Here is a 19,278-nt window from a genome sequence, read left to right on the forward strand (position 1 = left end):
TCTTAGCCATCGGTGGTTCGCCCATCAATGCTTCGCGATACAAAACGTTTGTTGCTTTTTTTTACTCCTCGGACACGTTGCCAGTCATGCGGAACAGTTCGGTTCGCAGATGAGCAGCCTGTTGCTTCCCAAAGCTTCGCTCGAAGCGGGCCTGTGCTGTGGCCCAGTGAACGACCGCTTCGTCAAGCTTCGTCAAACCTCTCCTTGTAAGTACGACCCGAAGTCGCCGATACCCTTGCCCTTCGCAGGAAGCCACCACAAGTCCACGTTGGAGCAAAGGTTTGAGTGCGCGCACGAGCGTCGTTCTATCCATCACCATCGCCTTGGCGAGCCTGACCATCGTCAAGCCCGGACAGCGGCCCAGCGTCCTGAGAATGCTGAACTGCGTGGGCGTGATGCCGGCCTCGGACAGGTAACGCTCGTAAAGCTTCGAGATGTGTCGAGAAGCCTGACGGAGGGCGAAGCAGTCGTCGTCCTGAAGATCATCTAACCGCATGGACCGTTGCCTCGCGCAATTTCGCCACATCTGACGAGCACGTTCGAAAATTTCGGCATCGGATAAGCAGCCGGTAGCCCGTTGATCACGAGTGCTTGCGCCCCGTTCAAGATGACATTGATCATCGACGTTGGGTTAGGCTCCAGCACGGCCGGCTTGCCCGCCAGTGGCGCGAGCAGCGGCGCAAACGCTCTGCCATTCGACCCGTGGCAATGCATGCAGTATGTGGCGTACAGTTTTGCACCCAAGTCGTTTGCCGAAGCGGCCAGCGAAGGCTCAACTCCGTTTGGATCATCGTGGTACTGTGGCATGCCGCTGCCACCGGCAGACGGGTGCGAACCAGCACGCGAGCGCATTTCGCCTTGCCCCATCTCTACCTTCGGCATCACCAGCGTCACCTGCCCGCTGCGGTCGATCTGCACGAATGCGTTCGGCGCGAACACGCCCGGACGCGGCTCGTCGCCCGCGTCGCCGCCGATTACCGAACGCCGCGCGTCGCCGCCGGCGGCCCTCACGCGGAAGCCGAGCAGCAGACCGCCGCCGGCCGCCGCGCCGAGTGTCATGCCGAACCTGAGGAACGTACGGCGCGAGACGGCCGCTCCGGCCTTGCCCGCTTCGATCAGCCCGCGCGACATATCCGCCTCCGCCGGGCCGCCTCAAGGACGCTGACCGCCCCCTCAGGGGACAGTGAACGAAGGGAACGTGAAGGCAGTTTCATTTCACGCCTCCTTCGCGGCCTGCTTGACCGCCGCGCGAATCCGGTTGTACGTGCCGCAGCGGCAGATATTGCCGGCCATCGCCGCGTCGATGTCGGCGTCGCTCGGGTACGGGTTCGACGCGATGAAGCACGCACGAACGCACCGCGACGCCGTCGAGGTGCACGGTGCATGCGCCGCATTGCACAATCCCGCAGCCGAACTTGGTGCCGGTCAATCCGACAATATCGCGAAGGACCCAGAGCAGCGGCATGTCATCAGTTGCGTTGACGGTATGAACTGTGTCGTTGATGTTCAGGCCAACCACAGAGCACTCCATGAAAGAAGCCGTTGAAATAGCGCTATCGCGTACGGCGAATTAGTCGCCGCGACCTTGTTAAAGGAAATTCAGAGCGCTTTTCGAAGGTGATTGATAAATGCGCAATTGCATTCTGACTTCGTTTCCGCGCGACAGAAATGACGGAATTCGGGATGGTTTAGGACATCGCGCGACGCAGACCGGACATTCACCGGCTCGGCTTTTCTGATTCGCCTCGACGCTGGCAATACCAGAGCGCTTGTTGATGTCGCGGTTCCGCGCAATCGTGATCAAGCTGTAGATTCGGCAATCCGCCCGTAGTAGTGGCCGTACCATGAAGTGTTTGCGCCAGGGTGTCACTTCGGAGGTGGTCGACGAATGACACCTTGGTATGTATACCTTGGTTATATATTCAGACGCCCGGCGCGGCGCTTATGATCATGACTTATGCGACGACGTGATGGAGAACGGACATGTGCCGAATAGGCTTTCTGATTTGCGACGGTTTCCTGTCCATGGATCTCGCGACGCAGTCGGTGTTCGAGTGCGCGAACGTCGTGGTCGGAGAGTCCTTCTACGCGCTCGAAACGTTTTCCGAGGACGGCGGGGAAATGCGCTCGTCACTAGGCCTGACAGTGAGCACACGATCATTGCACGGGCACGTTGACGTGGACACGTGGATTGTCGGCGGGGTCATTGATCCGCTCAGTTCGCCGCCTCCTGACACTATAGTTGCGTTCCTGCGCAAAGCGAGTATCAGCGCGAGGCGCATAGGCGCGATCTGCACCGGCGGATTCGTGCTCGCGGAAGCAGGCTTGCTGGCGCAGCGGCGCGCCACGACGCATTGGGCGTACGGGCGCGCAATGCAGGAACGTTTTCCGGATATTCACGTCGAGGAAGACCAGATCTACATTGTCGATGGTCCGATCTGGACGTCCGCGGGCATGACGGCTGGCCTTGACCTGGCACTCGCGATGGTGGAAAAGGATCTGGGTGTGGAAACGGCCCGTGCAGTGGCGCACAGGCTTGTCATGCCTCAGCGGCGGGCGGGCGGCCAGTCGCAGCATTCAGAAATGCTGAACCTCGCACCGAAATCCGATCGGATCCAGAATGCCCTGAACTATGCGCGCCAGAATCTGAGGCGTTCGCTGACGGTAGATGAGTTGGCCGAAATCGCTCACCTGAGTCCGCGCCAGTTCAGCCGTGTGTTTACGCTCGAAACGGGAGCGTCTCCGGCCAAGGCTATTGAAAGACTTCGACTGGAGGTAGCGCGGCTGATGATCGAACAGAGCCGGCATCCGCTTGATGTTATCGCCAGAGAGGCCGGGTTTCGCGACTGCGAGCATATGCGCGACGCTTTCATGCGCGAGGTTGGCCGTCCGCCCCAGGCAGTCCGGCGCCACAAGCGCATGGGTGTCCGAGGGATTCTGCGGACTGACCCGGTCGATGCAACACCATAGAAGCTGGCGTGCGCAGCGTTTGCGGCTGACGGTCGGCTACAGGTAGAAAAATTCGCCAATAACAATTTCTTTTCAGCCATCAGCCCTCACGGTTGCCCGAAGGCTTCCGCAAATTCATCCGAATAATTCTCCGCGAGCGCAACGCGCAGCGCTGCCGCTCGTTCCTCGCCATATACCTCCTCAAAACGACGCTGAGCTTTCCGCCAAAGGCGATTGGCTTCAGTAAGCTTGGCGCGCCCGGCCGCTGTCAAATCGACGCGCCGGCTTCTGCCATCGTCCTCGTCGGGCCGCAGCGCGAGATATCCATCGCGTTCGAGCGGCTTGACGTTCCGTGCAAGCGCCGATCGGTCAAGCACCATCGCGTAGGCGAGTTCGGTCATGGTTGGGCTGTCTGCACGTTCGACTTGAAGCCATTGCTTGCGCGCATGGGCTGGTCGAACATGCTGATGATGCTCGCTCAGGCATCGACTGGGCTCGTCGAAACATGGTTTCTTGCAAAACTCGGCACGTCGATACTCGCGGGTGTTGCGGTGGTCATGCCTGTATTGATGCTGATGCAGAACATGTCGCAGGGCGCGATGAGCGGCGGCATCTCGTCGGCGGTTGCGCGCACGCTGGGTTCCGGCGACGCGGAACTGATCGCTCAGCTCGCACGCCATGCGCTCGCTCTGAACGTGTTGATCGGTATGGCGTTCTCAGTGGTCTTGCTGGCAATCGCGAAGCCTCTGTTCCAGATGCTCGGCGCGCACGGCGCCGCACTTGATGCAGCCAGCACTTACGGCCATGTGCTGTTTTTTGGTCTGCCGCTCCTGTGGGCAATGAATGCACTTGCGAGCGTGATTCGCGGTACCGGCAACATGATCGTGCCCGGTGCGGTGATCTGCGGCGGTGCGGCGCTCTTGATCCCACTGTCGCCGTGCCTGATCTTCGGCTTCGGGCCAGTGCCACGATTTGGTGCCGCAGGTGGTGCGTGGGCGCTTATTGCGTACTACGCGGCAGGTACGATGATTCTCGGCTGGTATTGCGTAAGCGGGCGTAATCCGGCTCGTTTGGTACGTGGCCCTCTACGTTGGGCGACGATGCGGGGGATACTCGTTGTCGGCGGGCTCGCCTGCCTGAATCCGATACTGACGAACGCCCTGATGGCGTTGACTGGCGCGGCGGTCGGCGCGCATGCCGGCACGGCCGCGCTCGCGGGTTACGCCACAGCCGCGCGGCTCGAATACCTGATCATGCCGATTGCTTTCGGTCTGGGTGCGCCAATGGTCGCGCTCGTGGGAGCCAATATCGGCGCCGGGCAATACGAACGCGCGCGCAACATTGCGCGGACCGGCGGGGCGATGGCGTTTGCCCTTTCCGAACTGGTCGGAGTCGCGGCCTCACTCTGGCCGCGCGCGTGGCTGGAACGCTTCGGTACGAACGAGCAGTTATTGCAGACAGGATCGGTCTGCTTGCACATCATCGGGCCGTTCTACGGTTTTTCCGGGCTCGGGTTCTCGCTGTATTTCGCGGCGCAGGGTGCAGGCCGCCTGCAATGGCCGCTCGGGGCGGGAGCACTGCGGCTGGCACTGTATGCGGGTCTCGGAACACTGTTGTTGCGCCTGACCGGATCGCTCCCGCTGTTTTTCGCGGTGGGCGCGGGGGCGATGGCGGCGTATGGCGCGATCAATCTCTGGTCGGTTGCGTCAGGGCGTTGGTTCGTTGCGAAGACGGTTCATAGCGACGCCCAGCAACCGCTTTCGATCGTGAAAATGACAGTTGACTGTTCGTGTGACGCTGCCGGTAAGTGACGCCGCTTGGAGGCGGCGGTGTAAAAACATGCGAGGTTTATGCCTGGCGCGAAAGATGGCTCGCCTGAATGCTCTATGTCGGCGTTGCGGAAGTTGGCGGAAGGGTACAGCGGCGCGCGAAAATCGGGAGATTTTGAGCTTTGACACACCCTCAGCCGCACGCTGACGTCTCGATGGCGCAGGCGCTCTTGGTGCATTTGCAGTGACGCGTTGAATTGACCTCTTGGCGCGCGATGCGTCCAAAAGTCATTGGTTGCCCATAGCCGAACCAGGTGCGAGGCAGCCCAAGCATCCCGTATTTCGGCGAGCATTACGCCGGCATAGAGTGCTTCAATCGCTACCGACGGCCTGGTCGACGTTCGGCGAGCCAGCGCCCAAACGATGCGCTTCGAGCAGTTCCCGGAAGATGTGAGCACGCCAAAGGTTCGCGAAAGATTCCATCGGACGAAAGTCCCTTCCTCACCAAAGCTCCACCTCGACATCACCGTCTTCTCACGACTTTCAGGCACATCCGCTCTGATAATGCTCCCGTGGTAAACATCTTTCTGAAGGAGATGGTGTGGACGCATCGGGATGATGAACGGTGAGATGGACCGGATTGGCCGGAACTTCAGTTACGAAACGCAGAGGAAATCATGTGCCGGGAACTAAGCAATTGGATTTACATCGGAAGCAACGCATACGACGAGTACACGTTTGTTTCGTGGCTGAACAGAAACGTCTATCGCCGTACCGTCGATCTGGGACGCGTCTGTTTGCTGTAGTGCAACGCCTCGTAAAACGTCCCTACTAATGGCAGATCGGGTTGCGCTATATCCGCCCGGAGAACAGTGCTGAACTGGAGACGACCCGCGGACAAGTCGCTGCAAAAACCATCGGTAGCGCCTCCATCCAGAGCTTCTAGAACACGTAGTGCATCCCGACGATCACCCCGAGTTGATTCTTGCCGACCACGCCGACGGGGATTGAGTTCTGGATGCCGAACGTGCCGAGCGAGTTGTTCTTCACATAGCCAATGTCGGCATAGAGCGCGGTCCGTTTCGACAGCAAATAGTTGGAGCCAATCTTGTAGAGGGTTCCGCTCATCTCGCCATTGGTTCGATCATCGAGGCGGATACAGACCACCGAGAATTCCAAAGCCGGACTGAAATGGTAGTCGATTTCGCCCGTATAGAAGTTGACGCTCGTTCCCTTGGCTTCATTCTTGAAATTGGCGAAGTTAAGCGCAAAGCGGAACTGCGCAAGCTTGTAGTTTGCGCCGACCGTATAGGCTTGCGCGACTTCTTTGTTGGTCACGCCGGTCGGATCATTGCCGGAGAAGTACGCGCCGCCGACAAGGAGGTCGCCGACGTGCCAGGTGAGCCCGGCAGATAGCGCACGCTTCGTCTGGAAGTCGCCGGCGGCTCCTCCGAAGCTGTACATTGCCGATCCACGGAATCCATACGCATCCGGAATCTGATACTCGACCGAATTGTCGACCCAGGAGTATTGCCATCCTGAGTAGCCGGTGAGGTTCTGGTAGAGCAGATTATTCAACGAGCCGAAATTGGAATAGCCGGTAACGTCCAGGTCGACAAGCGTCTTGAGTAGAGGCGATTGGTTCTTACCGAGGAGCAGGGCGCCGAATTGGCCGCTTTTCAGGCCGACCGTTGCACCGCGATCGAACAGCACGGTCGACGTGCTGGTCGGCAGCCCGCCGTTGATGAACGTACCGTTGTTGACGCGAAAGCCGTTCTCCAGTGCGAAAGTCGCTTGCCATCCGCCGCCGAGATCTTCGGTGCCGATAAAGCCGAATCGGCTCGTGTATTCGCCCCCGGAAACCACCTGCCAGGAGTTGCCGCCAGCTCCGGCATGCGTCTTGTACAGAATGCCGCTGTCGACAACGCCGTAGAGCGTCACTGAAGACTGCGCGTGCGCGACGCCGATCGCTGCCGAACCGATGCAAAACCCAAGCGCGAAAACCGAACTTCGCTTCATAAAGATCTCCGAGGATAGTGTCTTTTTTTAATCTGGGGATACTGAATATCGCTATGAATTCCCTGGGACTAGGTCGTTGTTGATTCCGCTAACGCTGGAGGGAGGGTCTGCGCCTCGAAAAATGCAGTCCGCAGAACCCGCACAGGAAGATGAATATCGCCGCTATCCAAGGCCAGGAACGGTGGGGATCGGCGACGATCGCGACACTGAATGCCTTCAGCAGCGTCACCGGAGTACTCATGCTTTCGGAAAGCGCGCTGGTCATCTCGATCATTGCGGCGAAGCCCGCAACGCTCAGGAGGCCGCACAAACAAACCAGAGAGAGATGCGCGATCAACCTCGGAGTGCCATGCGCTGCGCGATACGTCCTTGCATACCGTGCCACGGTCGCAGGTGCGTCTATGAGCCCCTTGCGCATGAACATGACGACAAGCACGAAGCACGCGCCGAGATAGAGCGGCCACGCATGCGTGAGCGACGCAAGGCAGATGGACGCCAACGTGATGAGCGCTGCCCCGACAACCGGCCCAAAGAATGAGGCATAGCCGCCGATGAATGCGTGAAGCAGGCCTGCTGTGCTTTGCGGCAGGGAGAGCGAATCCATCGTGACCACCTGGAAGCCGAGCGCATAGAGGGCACCTGCAACGCCTGCGAACCCTGCGGAAACCGTCGAGGCGATACCACGGATGAGGGCCGGGCTGAAACCGATGAACTCGACCCGCTCGGGATTGTCGCGAGTCGCGAGCATCAGCTGCCCGAGTGCGGAGCGGGTCAGAGCGAACATCAGCACCGTCGACAGCCATGTCCAACCGGCAATCAGCAGATAGATGGCGACCGGCGAGCCGAAATCGATGCCCCATTCGTTGGACTTCGCGGGATCCAGCGAGATGCCCTCGTCGCCACCGGACCAGCCTGTCAGGACGGTGGCGGCGGAGAACGCCAACTGGCCGATCGCCAGCGTGATCATCGCGTAGGTGAGCGCGCCGCTGCGCACGGTGAACGACGCCAGGAAAGCGCCGGCCACGACGGAAACGGCCCAACCGACCAGCGGCGCGAGCACGAGCGGGAAGGCACCGCCGAAGTGATTCAGCGCATGCGCTGTCGCGTAGGCACCGAGGCCGAAGTAAAGCGCGTGGCCGAACGAGAGCAGACCGGTACCGCCGAGCAGCACGTTATAGGCGACTGCGAACGTCACCGCGATGCATATCTGAGTCAGAAGCGATACCGCGAACGGCGAGGAGAACAGCAACGGTAACGCGGCAAGCAGCGCCAGTGCGGCGATCCACGCCGTGGCCTGCAGAGAGAGGCGTCGCTCGGCAGGCAGATAGCGCGAGTAAGCGGTGTGGCCGGCGGTGCTCGCCGATGAGGGTTCGGCGAAATGGCACGCGAGCGTGTTGGGTTGACGTTTCATCAATGACATGATCCGGATTGTTCAATGACGGGCACCCATCAGGCCGCGCGGGCGAAGGCCCAGCACCACGACGACGATGACAAAGGGAACCAGTGGCGCAAAACGGCTGATCGGCTGATCCAGTGCGGCGGTGGCCGCGCCCGACCATGAGAACAGCGCGTGAAAGGGTCCGAGAAGACTGCTCCAGGGCGCCTCGGTCGATGTCGCGAGGGTCTGCAGCACGCCGATCAGAAGCGACGAGACGAGCGCGCCGCCCAGCGATCCCAGGCCGCCGACGACGATCACGATCATGAGAATCGCGTCGAGTTCGCCTGCCATCCCGGGCTCCGTGCCAAGCAGATTTCCCGACAGCGCGCCAGCCAGTCCGGCGAGCGCGGCGCCCGCGGCGAACACCATGTTCCGCAATAGCGGCAGGTTGTGGCCGAGCGTGTTCACGACGTCGGGATGGGACAGTGAAGCGCGCACCGTCGTGCCGATGCGAGTGCATTTGAGCGTCACCACGAGCAGAGCCAGCACTGCTAGCGTCATGACCAGCGTGAACGCGCGATACGCCGAGTAGTCGATGCCATACAGCGAGAACAATGGAACGTTGAGACTTGCGGGCATCGCATAGGCGACGGGGCTTTTACCCCAGATCAGGCCGACCAGTTCGATCAGGGCGAGATGAATGCCGAACGTGAGCAGGAGCGGACCGAGCAAGCCGTAGCGCAACACATGCCGGATTCCGAACCGTTCGATGACCGCCCCAAGCAGTGCGCAGCATGCGGGGGACACCACCAATCCCACCCAGAACCCGAGTCCGAGCAGTTGCGACGCCGTATAGGCGAAGTACGCGCCAAGCGTATAGAAGGCGGTATGCGAGAAATTGAGCACGCCCAGCATGCTGAATACCAGCGTCAATCCCGAGGCCATCAGGAAGAGCAGCATGCCGTACGTGAGCCCGTTGCAGAGGCCGAGCAGAATCGATTGCATATCGGTTGGGTTCCGGGCGAAAAGGAAGCGATGCGAAAAAGGGCGGCGCTGCGACCTCGGCATCAGGCGCCGGGAGGCCGTTTCATCTGGCAGGTCGTGGGCTCGCTCATCTGCTCGCTGCCGAACGTCTTCAGCACTTTGAAGCCCCAGGGCGTGCCGTCCTGCTTGAACTTGGCGTCCGGGCTCATCACAGACAGGTAGACCGGCATCTGCGCCTGATGGTCGCTCGCGCGGATGGTGGCGCTATAGTTGTCGAACGCCACGGTGGTCGTCTCCATGGCTTTTGCCACGGGCAGCGGCTGCGTGGTGCCGGCTTTGCCGACCGCGTTCGTCAGGAACCGATAAGCCCGGTACATGCGCACGCTTTCGAAGTCACCGTAGCCGTCGGCGCGTGACTGCTCCACCAGTTTGTCGATCGTCGGCAGGTTCATGCTCATGACGGAGTCGGACGCCTGATACACGCGGTTGACGCCCTTTGGTCCGATCGCGGGAAGCTGCCCGTGCTGTGACGCGTAGACCGTATACCAGCGTGCGTCGAGGCCCACCTCGTTGCCCGCGCCGATGAGCCGGTTCAGGTCCGTGCCGATGGCCGCGGTGATGACCACATCGGCGTGCGCCGACTTGATCTTCGCCACATAGGGCGTGAAGTCCTGAACGCGATCGGGCGGGAACAACTCGCTTCCGACCACCTGAATGTCCGGCCTGAACTGCTTGAGCATCCGCTTCGTGACGGCGTCCGCATCCTGTCCGGACGAGTAGTCCATGTTGATGAGGTAGACCCGCTTCGCGCCAGGGTCGAGCGACAGGATCGCGCCTTTCAGCTCCATGCCGAGATGGGCCTGCGTGCGGAACTGCCAGAAAGAGCAGTATTGGTTGGTCGTTTCCTCGTCGAGCCCGGCCCAGTTGATCAGGACCATCTCCTTGCCGGGATTGCGCGCGTTGTATTTGTCGATGGCGTCGAGCAAGGTCATCGTGACGTTGTTGCCGACGCCCTGCAGGATGTAGTGAATGTCGCTGCCGATTGCACGGTCGAGGCAGCTCTTCGCGTCCTTGGGATTGAACTTGCTGTCGCAGGTCGTCAACTCGATCTTCTGACCGAGCAGGCCGCCGGCATCGTTGTCGCGCTTGACCGCGTATTCGAGATTTCGGCTCGTGGCTTGCATCGTCGCAGATTGCGGGCCCGAAAGTGGATCGATAAGCATGATCTTCAGCGGTTGAGCCGCATGCGCCAAGGCGCAGCACATCAAGGGGGCGGCAATCGCGGCGGCGGCCGCGAGGCGTTTGTATCGGGTAGCTGCCATGTTTGTCTCTCTCCTGCTTGTTGCGCAATCGCGCGTCCAGGGTTTGTTTCGGGCTTCAGACTTCGAGCCATTCGTTGCGAATCGCCGGATCGCTCCGAAACGCCGATACGCTGCCGTCGAATACGATCTGGCCATGCCCCATCACATTGACGCGCTGACAGAGGTCGAGCGCGATAGTGAGCTTCTGTTCGACCAGCAGAATGGCGACCCCTCGTCGCGCCGCTTCGCGAATCAGCGCCGCGACCTGGTCGATCATCGCGAGGCTCAGCCCTTCGGTCGGTTCATCGATGAGCAGCAGGCGGGGCTCGCCCATCAGCGCTCGGCATATCGTCAACATCTGTTGCTCGCCCCCGGACAGCACACCGCCGGCGACGTTCGCGCGTCGCTGCAGATTCGGGAAAAGCTCGAAGAATTCCTGCTCGGTCCAGTGCGGACCGCCTGTACCGGGACGCGATGCGCGATTGCGCTGGGGAAGGCCGACCGCCAGGTTCTCGCGCACCGTCAGATCGGGGAAGATCGCGCGGTTCTCGGGCACATAGCCGATACCCGCACGGGCCACCTCGTGCGGCTTCGCGCGCGTAAGCGCCACGCCGCCCATCGTGATGCTGCCGGTGCCGGCGATGAGCCGCATGATGGTCTTTAGCAGCGTCGAGCGCCCGGAGCCATTGCGCCCGAGCAGCGCGACCGTCTCCCCTTCGCACACGCGCACCGTGGCGCCGTGGAGCACCCGGCCGTCGCCATATCCCGCGACGATGTCTCGCGCTTCGAACAGCGGCGTGCCCGGCGTGGGGCTGACGGTTGACGTGCTGTGATTCGTGATGGCTGACATGTAATCGGTTCCTTTGCGCTTACTGTGGGATCCCGACGTAAGCCGTCTGCACGCGAGCATCCGCGCGCACGCTGGCGGGGTCGCCGCACGCGATGATTTCGCCATACACGAGCACCGAAATCCGGTCGGCAAGCTCGAACACCACGTCCATGTCGTGCTCGATGATGACGATCGTCCGGTTCGGATCGGCGTCCCGCAATCGCCTGAGCATCCCGATGATGCGATGCGTCTCCTCGCGGTTCATGCCAGCCGTGGGTTCGTCGAGGAGCAGTACCTGTTGCCCGCCTGCCAGCGCGAGCGCGATTTCGAGCGCGCGCTGATCGGCGTACGGAAGCAGGCCGGCCGGCTGGTGGCAATGCTCGAGAAGACCGACTTCCTCCAGCACGCCCAGTGCGCGCCTGTCGGCAGCACCGCCGCGCGGCAGGCGCCGCCAGCATGACGGCCCATAGCCCACGGCCCGAAGCGCGCCCATGCGGGCGTTCTCGAAGACGCTCAGACGGTCGAACAGATTGTTGGTCTGGAAGCTGCGGCCGAGCCCGGCCCGGCTGATCCGGCTCGCGCTGTGTTTCGTGATTTCCTTGCCGTGTAGACGGATCGTTCCAGAACTTGCCGTGTAGCGGCCGCTGATCAGGTGGAACAGCGTGGATTTGCCCGCGCCGTTCGGCCCGATCAGCACATGGCATTCTCCGCGGCGGATCGACCAGTCGACACCGCGGATGATCTCTGTCGCGCCAAACGCCTTGCGTACCGCCGTCAGACGAAGTACGGCGTCTTCGGCGTGCTCACTACTGTTCGAGGGGATCGCGGCATTCATGCTGTTGCCCAAAATGTGATCTCACTGTGAACCGGACGGACTTCCCAGCCCCCGCGACACCTGCGGCATATCGGAGCCCGGCCCAGAACTTCAGCGAGAGCCGGTTGCTCGGATAAAGTTGGCATTGTAAAGATGACGATGTAAATATTAGGTTTGCGGCATGGTTGCTGGCAACCTGTTTTGAATCAGGGATTTCCCTTTGATGGCATTTCGGCTCGGGCCGTTTTTTTGATCCGTACGGGTGCATGGCTTCTACCCGGAACGCGGCGGCGTAAAATGTGGCTGCTCCGGCCGCTCGCGGATCACGGCCGGGTATCGGCGGATAATTACTAAACGGTGACAACATGTCTTCAGTACCTCTCGACCTGAAACCTACGAAGAAGAGCTCCTGGCATCACGGCAACCTTCGTGAGGAGATGGTTCGGCGCGGCCTCGAGCTGCTCGAGCTGCGTGGCGCAGCCGAGCTTTCGCTGCGGGAAGTCGCACGTCTGGCGGGCGTCTCGCAGACCGCGCCGACGCATCATTTCGGCGACAAGGAGGGACTCCTTGCTGCGATCGCATCGGAAGGATTCCGCCAGTTGATGGCGGATCGTCTGGCGGCACTCAAGGACGGCATGACGAAGGAAGAGCGCTTGCGGGTGGTCATGCGCGCCTATGTGGGATTCGCGCTGCGGCGCCCCGAGCTGTTTCATTTGATGTTCGGCCCGCGGATTGCGGACAAGACCCGGCATGCTGAGCTGATGGACGCGAGCGCGGCATCGTTCCAGTTCCTCAGCAACTCGATTGCGGAATTCCAGGCGGACCAGAAAGACGACGGGCGGCCGCCGCGGTATTCCGCGATCGCGGTGTGGTCCGGCATGCATGGACTCGCAACGCTGCTGTCCGACCGCAAGAGCGGCCTGTGCCAGGTACCGGACGATCGGATCGACGATGTCTGCCTGTCGGTGACTGGCGTCCTGCTGGGTGGCCTTCTCTCGCCTCATGTAGGCGCATCGGCTCCGGCCCGCAAGACAGCGGCCCGCGCGAAGAAAAGCGCTTGACCCTCCAGAGCCCGTCCGGCACGGGCGCAAACTGCTGACTGCATGCCGCGTCGCGGCATGCTGATATCAGGCGCCGCATCGTTGGCGCGTGCCATGCGGCGCACCGCGGCATCGATCCCCGCCTTGCGCCGCATTCATCGCTAGCACTCCACCTGTTCAACTCGCGGGAAAAGTCGCCATCGTCCTGTTGACGAACAAACTTGACAGTGTAACAATCGATTCACGGTAACCCTTGCGTGCAGCAGCGGAGCATGCGAGGGCTTGGCAAGTCTGTTCCATGGACGGCAGCGCACGCTGCGCGTCCCGCGAGTGAGTGCGATGACGAGGCGATATCTGGAAGATCTTGCGATTGGCGAATCGTGGGGCAGTCGGGAAGTCACGATCGAAGAACAGGACATCATCGAGTTCGGCCGAGGCTTCGATCCGCAACCGTTTCACCTCGATGTCGAGGCGGCCAAGGCCAGCCCGTTCGGCGGGCTAGTCGCGAGCGGGTGGCATCTGGCGGCGCTGGCGATGCGCTTGTGCGTCGAGGCGCGTTCATACGGAGACACGCCGGTGGTCGGCATCGGTGTCGATGAATTGCGCTGGTATTCGCCGGTGCGTCCCGGCGACCGGGTCCATGTCGAACGTGAGCTCGTCGAGATTCTCGAGGTGCCCGACAAGCCGCGCCGAGGCACGGTCAAGGCACGTGTGGACCTCGTCAATCAGAACGGGAACCTCGTCATGCGCATGTATGCGCTGAGCAGCGTGCCCAAGCGAAAGCCGGCAGACGGTGAGGGCGCACGTTGAATTCATGGAGCGCTTCGAACGTGTCGAATTGCGCTCTTCCCGATGGTTTGAGTTCAGGAGATAGAGGATGACTGATATTGTCGTGGCAGGCTTTGCCCGTTCACCGTTTCATTTCGCACGCAAGGGCGCGCTGATCGACGTGCGCCCCGACGATCTCGCGGCCGCGGTGGTGTCCGCATTGCTCGAGCGCACGGGGTGCAAGCCGGAGCAGATCGAAGATCTAGTGGTGGGCTGTTCCTATCCCGAGGCGGAGCAGGGGCACAATATCGCGCGCATCATCGGGTTTCTGGCCGGCTTCGGCGATCTCGTGCCAGGCGCTACGATCAACCGTTTCTGCGGATCGTCGATGTCGGCGGTCCACTATGCCGCGGGCCAGATTTCGCTCGGCCTGGGCGATGCGTTCATCTGCGCCGGCGTCGAATCGATGACGCGGGTCCCACAGGGCGGTTTCAACAAGTCTCCGAATCCGGCGTTGCTGGACACGTTTCCGGCGGCCTATCTGCCGATGGGTGTCACGGCGGAGAACGTCGCGAGGCAGTTCGGCGTGAGCCGGGCGGAGCAGGAAGCGCTCGCGGTGATCTCGCACGAAAAGGCGGCGGCGGCGCGCGAGGACGGTCGCCTGGCCGCGGAAATCGTCCCGATCAAGATGCCGCAGGGCATCGTCTCGCAGGACGGATGCATCCGTCTCGGGACGAACGCCGCGGCGCTTGCGGAGCTCAAGCCGGCCTTCGCCGAAGACGGCAGCGTGACCGCGGCCACGTCCTCGCCGTTGACAGACGGCGCATCGGCGGTGCTGATCTGCAGCGCCGAGTTTGCGCTTCGCAACGGGATGCAGCCGCTCGCCAAAATCCGTAGCGCGGCGGTGGCGTCATGCGACCCCGCCTTGATGGGTATAGGTCCGATTCCAGCGTCCCGCAAAGCGCTCGCGCGCGCTGGCATTTCGGTGGAAGATCTTGACATCGTTGAAATCAATGAGGCGTTCGCGAGCCAGGCGATCGCCTGCGCGCGCGACCTGAAGCTGGATCCGGCGCGCACGAATGTGGACGGCGGCGCCCTCGCGATCGGCCATCCGCTCGGCGCGACGGGAGCTCGTCTCGTTGGCAAAGCGGCGTCGGTGCTCAAGCGCACCGGCGGGCAGTTCGCGCTTGCGACGCAATGCATCGGCGGCGGCCAGGGCATCGCCACGATCCTCGAAGCCGTCTAGGCATGCTCGCGCCGGCCCCGCGCCGGTGCGTAGCAAGATACAGAAGAGTCACCGAGACATTTCAGGAAGGCTTATGTCCATAACGCCCCTCAATATTGCCGACTACCCGTTTCGCGAGACGGGATTCCGCACACCGTCGGTCGTCGTCGAGCCGCGAACATCTGAGATCCTGTTGCTGCGCTCGGGGCATCCGCTTCCCGCGCAACCCGGGTGTACGGTCGACTGGCTCGAGCACTGGGTCGCGAAGCGGCCGGATGCCCCGATGCTGGTCGAGCGCGACGCGAACGGCGAATGGCGGACCATGACCTGCCAGCAGGTGTGGGATGCCGTCCGTTCGATCGCAAGCATGCTGTTGTCGTCGGGCGCGTCGCGCGAGAAACCGGTTGCGATCCTCTCGGAAAACTCGACTGAACAGGCGCTGCTGACCTGGGGCGCGCTATACGCCGGCGTCCCCGTGTCTCCGGTTTCGCCCGCGTATTCCTTGATGGGCGGCGACTACGCACGGATTCGTGCGGCCTTCGAGGTGGTCCGCCCGCATATCGTGTTCGTGCAGGACGCCGAGCGCTTCGCAGGCGCGCTGGCAGCCTTGCGCGTGCCTGCCGAGCGCACGCTGGCGGCCCGTCATCCCGCGCCGCAGATGCTCTCTTTTGCGCAGTGGCTCGCGGCTACCCCGAACGCCGAGCTCGCGTCACACCACGCGAGTCTTACGCCGGACATGGCCGCGAAATACATGTTCACTTCGGGCTCGACCGGCATCCCGAAGGCAGTGGTGATCACGCGGCGCATGATGGCGGCGGCGCAGGAGATGGCGGCCCAGGTATTCGAGCGCGATCCCGAGACGCAACCCGCGTATCTGGAGTGGCTGCCCTGGCATCATGTGATGGGTGGCAACATCGTGATGAATCGCGTGCTGCGCTTCGGCGCGACTTTGTACATTGACGAAGGGCGCCCGCTGCCGGGCCGCTTCGACGCGACGCTCAAGAACCTGCGCGATGTCGCGCCCTCGCTTTATTTCAACGTGCCGGCGGGTCTCTCGCTGCTGATCGCCGCGCTTGAACGTGACGAGGCGTTCGCGCAGCATTTCTTTTCGAGGCTCACGTATGCTTACTATGGCGGAGCGGTCCTCTCGCGGGAGCTTTACGACCGCTTCCAGGCCGTATCGATCAGGACGACAGGGCACCGAACGGTATTGACCTCCGTATTCGGTGCGACCGAGACCGCGGGGCCTGCCGTCACCCAGTACTGGGCAGTCGACGACGTCGGCTGCATCGGCTTGCCGCTGCCCGGCGTCGAACTCAAGCTTGTCGAGGACAGCGCGTTGCCAGGGCGGTACGAAATGCGCATCCGCGGCGACAACATCGTTCGCGAGTACCTGAACGCGCCGGCGCAAAGCCGCGATGCGTTCGACGAAGATGGCTTCTACAAGCTTGGCGATGCGGTGAGGTTCGTCGATCCGAAGTGCCCTGAACGCGGTTTGCGTTTTGCGGGCCGCTTCGCCGAGGACTTCAAGCTGGCGAACGGTACCTGGGTGCGCACGGCCGCGCTGCGCACGCGACTGCTCGACTCGTGCCTCCCGCTGCTGAAGGAGGCGGTGATCGCTCACGACGGTGATAACGCACTCGGTGCGCTCGCTTGGCCCGACCTCGACGCATGCCGCGAATTCCTGGGCGCACCGGCTGGCGCGCAGGTCGAGCAGTTGCGCAGCGATCCGAAATTGATCGCGGAACTCGCGCGCCGTCTCGAATTGGTCAATGCGGGGCAAACCGGCGCATCGATGCGAATCGAGCGCGTGGGGCTGCTATCCGAACCGCCGTCGTTGCAGGCATACGAAGTGACGGACAAAGGCAGCCTCAACCAGCGGGCGGTGATTGAAAGGCGTGCCAGCGACGTGAACGCGCTGTTTCGCGAGCCGTATCCGGCGCATGTAGTCGTGCCTGGGACCGTGCCGAGCCGATAGCTTCATCGATGAGTCATGGATGACTCATCGTCGACAATCAGCGCGCCGGGACTTCGGTCTCAGGCGCGCTTTTTCTTGAGGGGAGCACGAAAGCTGGCGGCCGCGCCGGCGACGTATCGCGGCGCGGACCTTGCAGGCGCTTCAGACAGTGCGAGCGGCGCGGTCGCGGTCGTTCAGTTCGCGGATCGAGTCGCGCGCCTTGATCCAGTCATCGTCGGTCCAGTCCTTGAAGTGATAGAAATTGCCGCCGGTCGCGAGGCTGTTTGCACCATCGATCGTCAGCGTCTGGCCGGTTAGCCATTCGCATCCATCGGCCATCAGGAACGTGGCAAGGTTCTGCAATTCGTGCATCTCGCCACCACGGCCCATCGGACTGCTGCCGTCGGCGCGGCCGGCGTCGGAGCGACCCGGATAGAGCCGTTTGCTCATGCCGTCAGTGGGAAACACACCCGGGGCAATGGCGTTCAGGCGGATGCCGAAGCGTCCCCACTCGATGGCAAGAGACTTCGTCATCACGTTGACCCCGGCCTTGGACATCGACGACGGCACAACGAACGGGCCGCCATTCAGTACCCATGTGACCAGGATCGAGACCACGCTGCCGCGATGGCCGCCCTTGATCCAGCGCTTGCCGATCGACTGGGTGACATAGAACGTCCCATGCAGAACGATATTGGCGATCGCGTCGAAACCGCGCGACGACAGATCTTCCGTGCGGCTAACGAAGTTGCCCGCGGCATTGTTGACGAGACCCGTGAGCGGTCCGTCTTGCCAGATCGACTCGATCATCTCGTCGACCGCCTCTGCGTTGCGTATATCGACGGCGTGACATTTGACGCTGCCGCCGTACTGGCTCATCAACTCGTCGGCGGTCTCTTGCAGCACCGCTTCGCGGCGACCGCAGATGTAGAGATCCGCACCCAACTGCAGGTATTTGGCGGCGATCTCCTTGCCGAGTCCCGACCCGCCTCCGGTCACGAGAATCCGTTTGCCCTTCAACACGTTGTCTTGAAACATTGCCTCTCCTTTGCCTCTGAAAGGAACACGCTGGCGGTGCGTATTCAGGTGGGATTTGCGTCCTGCATGTCGCCGAACGGTCAGGCACGTGAACGATCTGCACGCTCACGTCTTTCAAACTTGACAGTGTTATGTTACTTGTGGATACTGGGTCGCGCAACAGGAATTACACGACCCGGCGCTGGTTCGGGACTCGATGCCTTCATCGGCATGAAACGTGGCGCCGCGCGTGAAGCGTGATTAGCCGTCGGAGAGAGCGAAGGAGATGAACATGGAAGGGAAAACCCCAATTCTCGTTACAGGGGCTGCGGGTCGGATGGGTGCGGTGGGTCGCACGCTGACCCAGTGTCTGATCGAGCAGGGTCAGAAGGTCCGCGCGCTGGTGCGCACGGAAGACGAGCGCTCGGATGCGTTGCGTCAGATGGGTGCCGAAGTGCTGGTCGGCGATCTGCTCGATCTGGAGTCGATGCATCGGGCGATCGCCGGCTGCGAATCGGTGTATTTCAGCATGTCGGTTTCCGACGCCTATCTCGCGGCGACGGTCAACGCGGCCGCGGTTGCGAAGCATCACGGCGTGAAGGCCTTCGTGAACATATCGCAGATGAGCGTCGCTCAGATGAGCGTCATGGAGACCACGCCAAGCCCGCAGCACAAGCTCCATTGGCTGGCAGAGCAGGCATTGAACTGGTCCGGGCTGCCGGTCGTGCATGTGCGGCCTACGGTGTTCGTCGAAAACTTCTTCCTGCGCTTTGCCGCACCCTCGGTGAAGGCGGACAACGAAATCCGGCTGCCCTTTGGTGAGGGCCGGACGTCTCCGGTCGCGGCGGACGACGTAGCGCGTTCGGTCGCGGCGATCCTCTCCGATCCGGCTCCGCACATCGGCGCCACCTACCATTTGACGGGCCCGGAAGTCGGCGACATGCATTTCTACGCAGCCGAATATTCAGCCGCGCTTGGCCGGACGATCACTTACCGGGACATTCCCGTTGGCCCCTGGCGCGAGACGCTGGTCGAGCGCGGCATGGCCCCGCACTTGATCGCACACCTCACGGCGATGGCCGATTTGCATCGAGCAGGCCGCTATGATCGGATGACGGACGATGTCTTCAAGCTGACGGGCCGGCAACCGGCGAGCGTTCGCGATTTTGTGAAACAACACGCGGATGCCTTTACCTCCAACCCGGTCCAGGAGTCTCAAGCTTGAATA

At 62.0% G+C, this 19,278-nt stretch carries 17 protein-coding genes and 2 pseudogenes; 7 read left to right on the plus strand and 12 right to left on the minus strand.

What is annotated here, in order from left to right; all coding sequences use genetic code 11:
- Positions 1-61 precede the first annotated feature (61 nt).
- The 4 genes and pseudogenes from QFZ91_RS29865 to QFZ91_RS29880 all read right to left on the minus strand — a co-directional run bounded on the left by QFZ91_RS29865 (position 62) and on the right by QFZ91_RS29880 (position 1,519).
- Positions 62-496, minus strand: a complete 435-nt coding sequence (locus tag QFZ91_RS29865) for a MarR family winged helix-turn-helix transcriptional regulator (RefSeq protein ID WP_176368102.1) — start codon at positions 494-496, stop codon at positions 62-64.
- Complete coding sequence (locus tag QFZ91_RS29870; protein WP_429570908.1) at positions 487-882, minus strand: c-type cytochrome; 396 nt, start codon at positions 880-882, stop codon at positions 487-489. The genes QFZ91_RS29865 and QFZ91_RS29870 overlap by 10 nt, the downstream gene beginning before the upstream one ends.
- Positions 856-1,131 (minus strand): annotated as a pseudogene (locus tag QFZ91_RS29875) (xanthine dehydrogenase family protein molybdopterin-binding subunit); the annotation flags it as partial. The pseudogene QFZ91_RS29875 and the gene QFZ91_RS29870, both read right to left, overlap by 27 nt.
- A gap of 84 nt (positions 1,132-1,215) precedes the next feature.
- Positions 1,216-1,519, minus strand: a pseudogene (locus QFZ91_RS29880) ((2Fe-2S)-binding protein).
- A 464-nt stretch (positions 1,520-1,983) separates the two neighbouring features.
- On the opposite strand from QFZ91_RS29880, the gene QFZ91_RS29885 reads away from it, so the two are divergent.
- A complete protein-coding gene (locus QFZ91_RS29885; protein WP_429569359.1) occupies positions 1,984-2,970 on the plus strand; it encodes a GlxA family transcriptional regulator in 987 nt (328 codons plus the stop codon).
- An 86-nt stretch (positions 2,971-3,056) separates the two neighbouring features.
- Here the strand turns inward: QFZ91_RS29885 and QFZ91_RS29890 are convergent, their stop codons facing one another.
- Positions 3,057-3,431, minus strand: a complete 375-nt coding sequence (locus tag QFZ91_RS29890; protein ID WP_429570909.1) for a MarR family winged helix-turn-helix transcriptional regulator — start codon at positions 3,429-3,431, stop codon at positions 3,057-3,059.
- Here QFZ91_RS29890 and QFZ91_RS29895 point away from each other — a divergent pair.
- The gene (locus QFZ91_RS29895) at positions 3,375-4,760 is read left to right on the plus strand and encodes an MATE family efflux transporter (RefSeq protein WP_429569360.1); all 1,386 of its coding nucleotides are present in this window, start codon (positions 3,375-3,377) and stop codon (positions 4,758-4,760) included. The two genes, QFZ91_RS29890 and QFZ91_RS29895, sit on opposite strands and share 57 nt — an antisense overlap.
- A gap of 900 nt (positions 4,761-5,660) precedes the next feature.
- Here the strand turns inward: QFZ91_RS29895 and QFZ91_RS29900 are convergent.
- The 6 genes from QFZ91_RS29900 to QFZ91_RS29925 form a co-directional block, all read right to left on the minus strand.
- The gene (locus tag QFZ91_RS29900; protein ID WP_429569361.1) at positions 5,661-6,737 is read right to left on the minus strand and encodes a porin; all 1,077 of its coding nucleotides are present in this window, start codon (positions 6,735-6,737) and stop codon (positions 5,661-5,663) included.
- A gap of 88 nt (positions 6,738-6,825) precedes the next feature.
- Positions 6,826-8,148, minus strand: coding sequence for a branched-chain amino acid ABC transporter permease (locus QFZ91_RS29905; RefSeq protein WP_429569362.1), 1,323 nt, complete (start codon positions 8,146-8,148; stop codon positions 6,826-6,828).
- A gap of 21 nt (positions 8,149-8,169) precedes the next feature.
- Positions 8,170-9,120: a branched-chain amino acid ABC transporter permease gene (locus QFZ91_RS29910; protein ID WP_429569363.1), complete on the minus strand. Its 951-nt coding sequence runs from the start codon at positions 9,118-9,120 to the stop codon at positions 8,170-8,172.
- 62 nt (positions 9,121-9,182) lie between these two features.
- Positions 9,183-10,421: a branched-chain amino acid ABC transporter substrate-binding protein gene (locus tag QFZ91_RS29915; protein WP_429569364.1), complete on the minus strand. Its 1,239-nt coding sequence runs from the start codon at positions 10,419-10,421 to the stop codon at positions 9,183-9,185.
- Between the two features lie 55 nt (positions 10,422-10,476).
- On the minus strand, positions 10,477-11,250 hold the full coding sequence (locus QFZ91_RS29920) for an ABC transporter ATP-binding protein (RefSeq protein WP_429569365.1): 774 nt from the start codon (positions 11,248-11,250) through the stop codon (positions 10,477-10,479).
- A 19-nt stretch (positions 11,251-11,269) separates the two neighbouring features.
- Entirely contained in the window at positions 11,270-12,064 is a 795-nt protein-coding gene (locus tag QFZ91_RS29925; RefSeq protein ID WP_429569366.1) for an ABC transporter ATP-binding protein, read from the minus strand.
- 344 nt (positions 12,065-12,408) lie between these two features.
- On the opposite strand from QFZ91_RS29925, the gene QFZ91_RS29930 reads away from it, so the two are divergent.
- From QFZ91_RS29930 to QFZ91_RS29945, 4 genes are all read left to right on the plus strand, one after another.
- A complete protein-coding gene (locus QFZ91_RS29930; protein WP_429569367.1) occupies positions 12,409-13,104 on the plus strand; it encodes a TetR/AcrR family transcriptional regulator in 696 nt (231 codons plus the stop codon).
- A gap of 318 nt (positions 13,105-13,422) precedes the next feature.
- Entirely contained in the window at positions 13,423-13,893 is a 471-nt protein-coding gene (locus QFZ91_RS29935) for a MaoC family dehydratase (protein WP_429569368.1), read from the plus strand.
- Positions 13,894-13,960: 67 nt separating this feature from the next.
- A complete protein-coding gene (locus tag QFZ91_RS29940) occupies positions 13,961-15,097 on the plus strand; it encodes a thiolase family protein (RefSeq protein ID WP_429569369.1) in 1,137 nt (378 codons plus the stop codon).
- Complete coding sequence (locus QFZ91_RS29945; protein ID WP_429569370.1) at positions 15,039-17,054, plus strand: AMP-binding protein; 2,016 nt, start codon at positions 15,039-15,041, stop codon at positions 17,052-17,054. Before QFZ91_RS29940 ends, QFZ91_RS29945 begins: the two co-directional genes overlap by 59 nt.
- A 141-nt stretch (positions 17,055-17,195) precedes the next feature.
- Here the strand turns inward: QFZ91_RS29945 and QFZ91_RS29950 are convergent, their stop codons facing one another.
- Positions 17,196-18,071, minus strand: coding sequence for an SDR family oxidoreductase (locus QFZ91_RS29950; protein WP_429569371.1), 876 nt, complete (start codon positions 18,069-18,071; stop codon positions 17,196-17,198).
- A 271-nt stretch (positions 18,072-18,342) separates the two neighbouring features.
- Between QFZ91_RS29950 and QFZ91_RS29955 the strand changes: the two genes are divergently transcribed.
- Positions 18,343-19,275 (plus strand): NAD(P)H-binding protein, encoded by a 933-nt coding sequence (locus QFZ91_RS29955; RefSeq protein ID WP_429569372.1) that lies wholly within the window; start codon positions 18,343-18,345, stop codon positions 19,273-19,275.
- Positions 19,276-19,278 lie beyond the last annotated feature (3 nt).

The organism is Paraburkholderia sp. JPY419 (assembly GCF_050435705.1).
GTDB classification, from domain to species: Bacteria; Pseudomonadota; Gammaproteobacteria; order Burkholderiales; family Burkholderiaceae; genus Paraburkholderia; species Paraburkholderia youngii.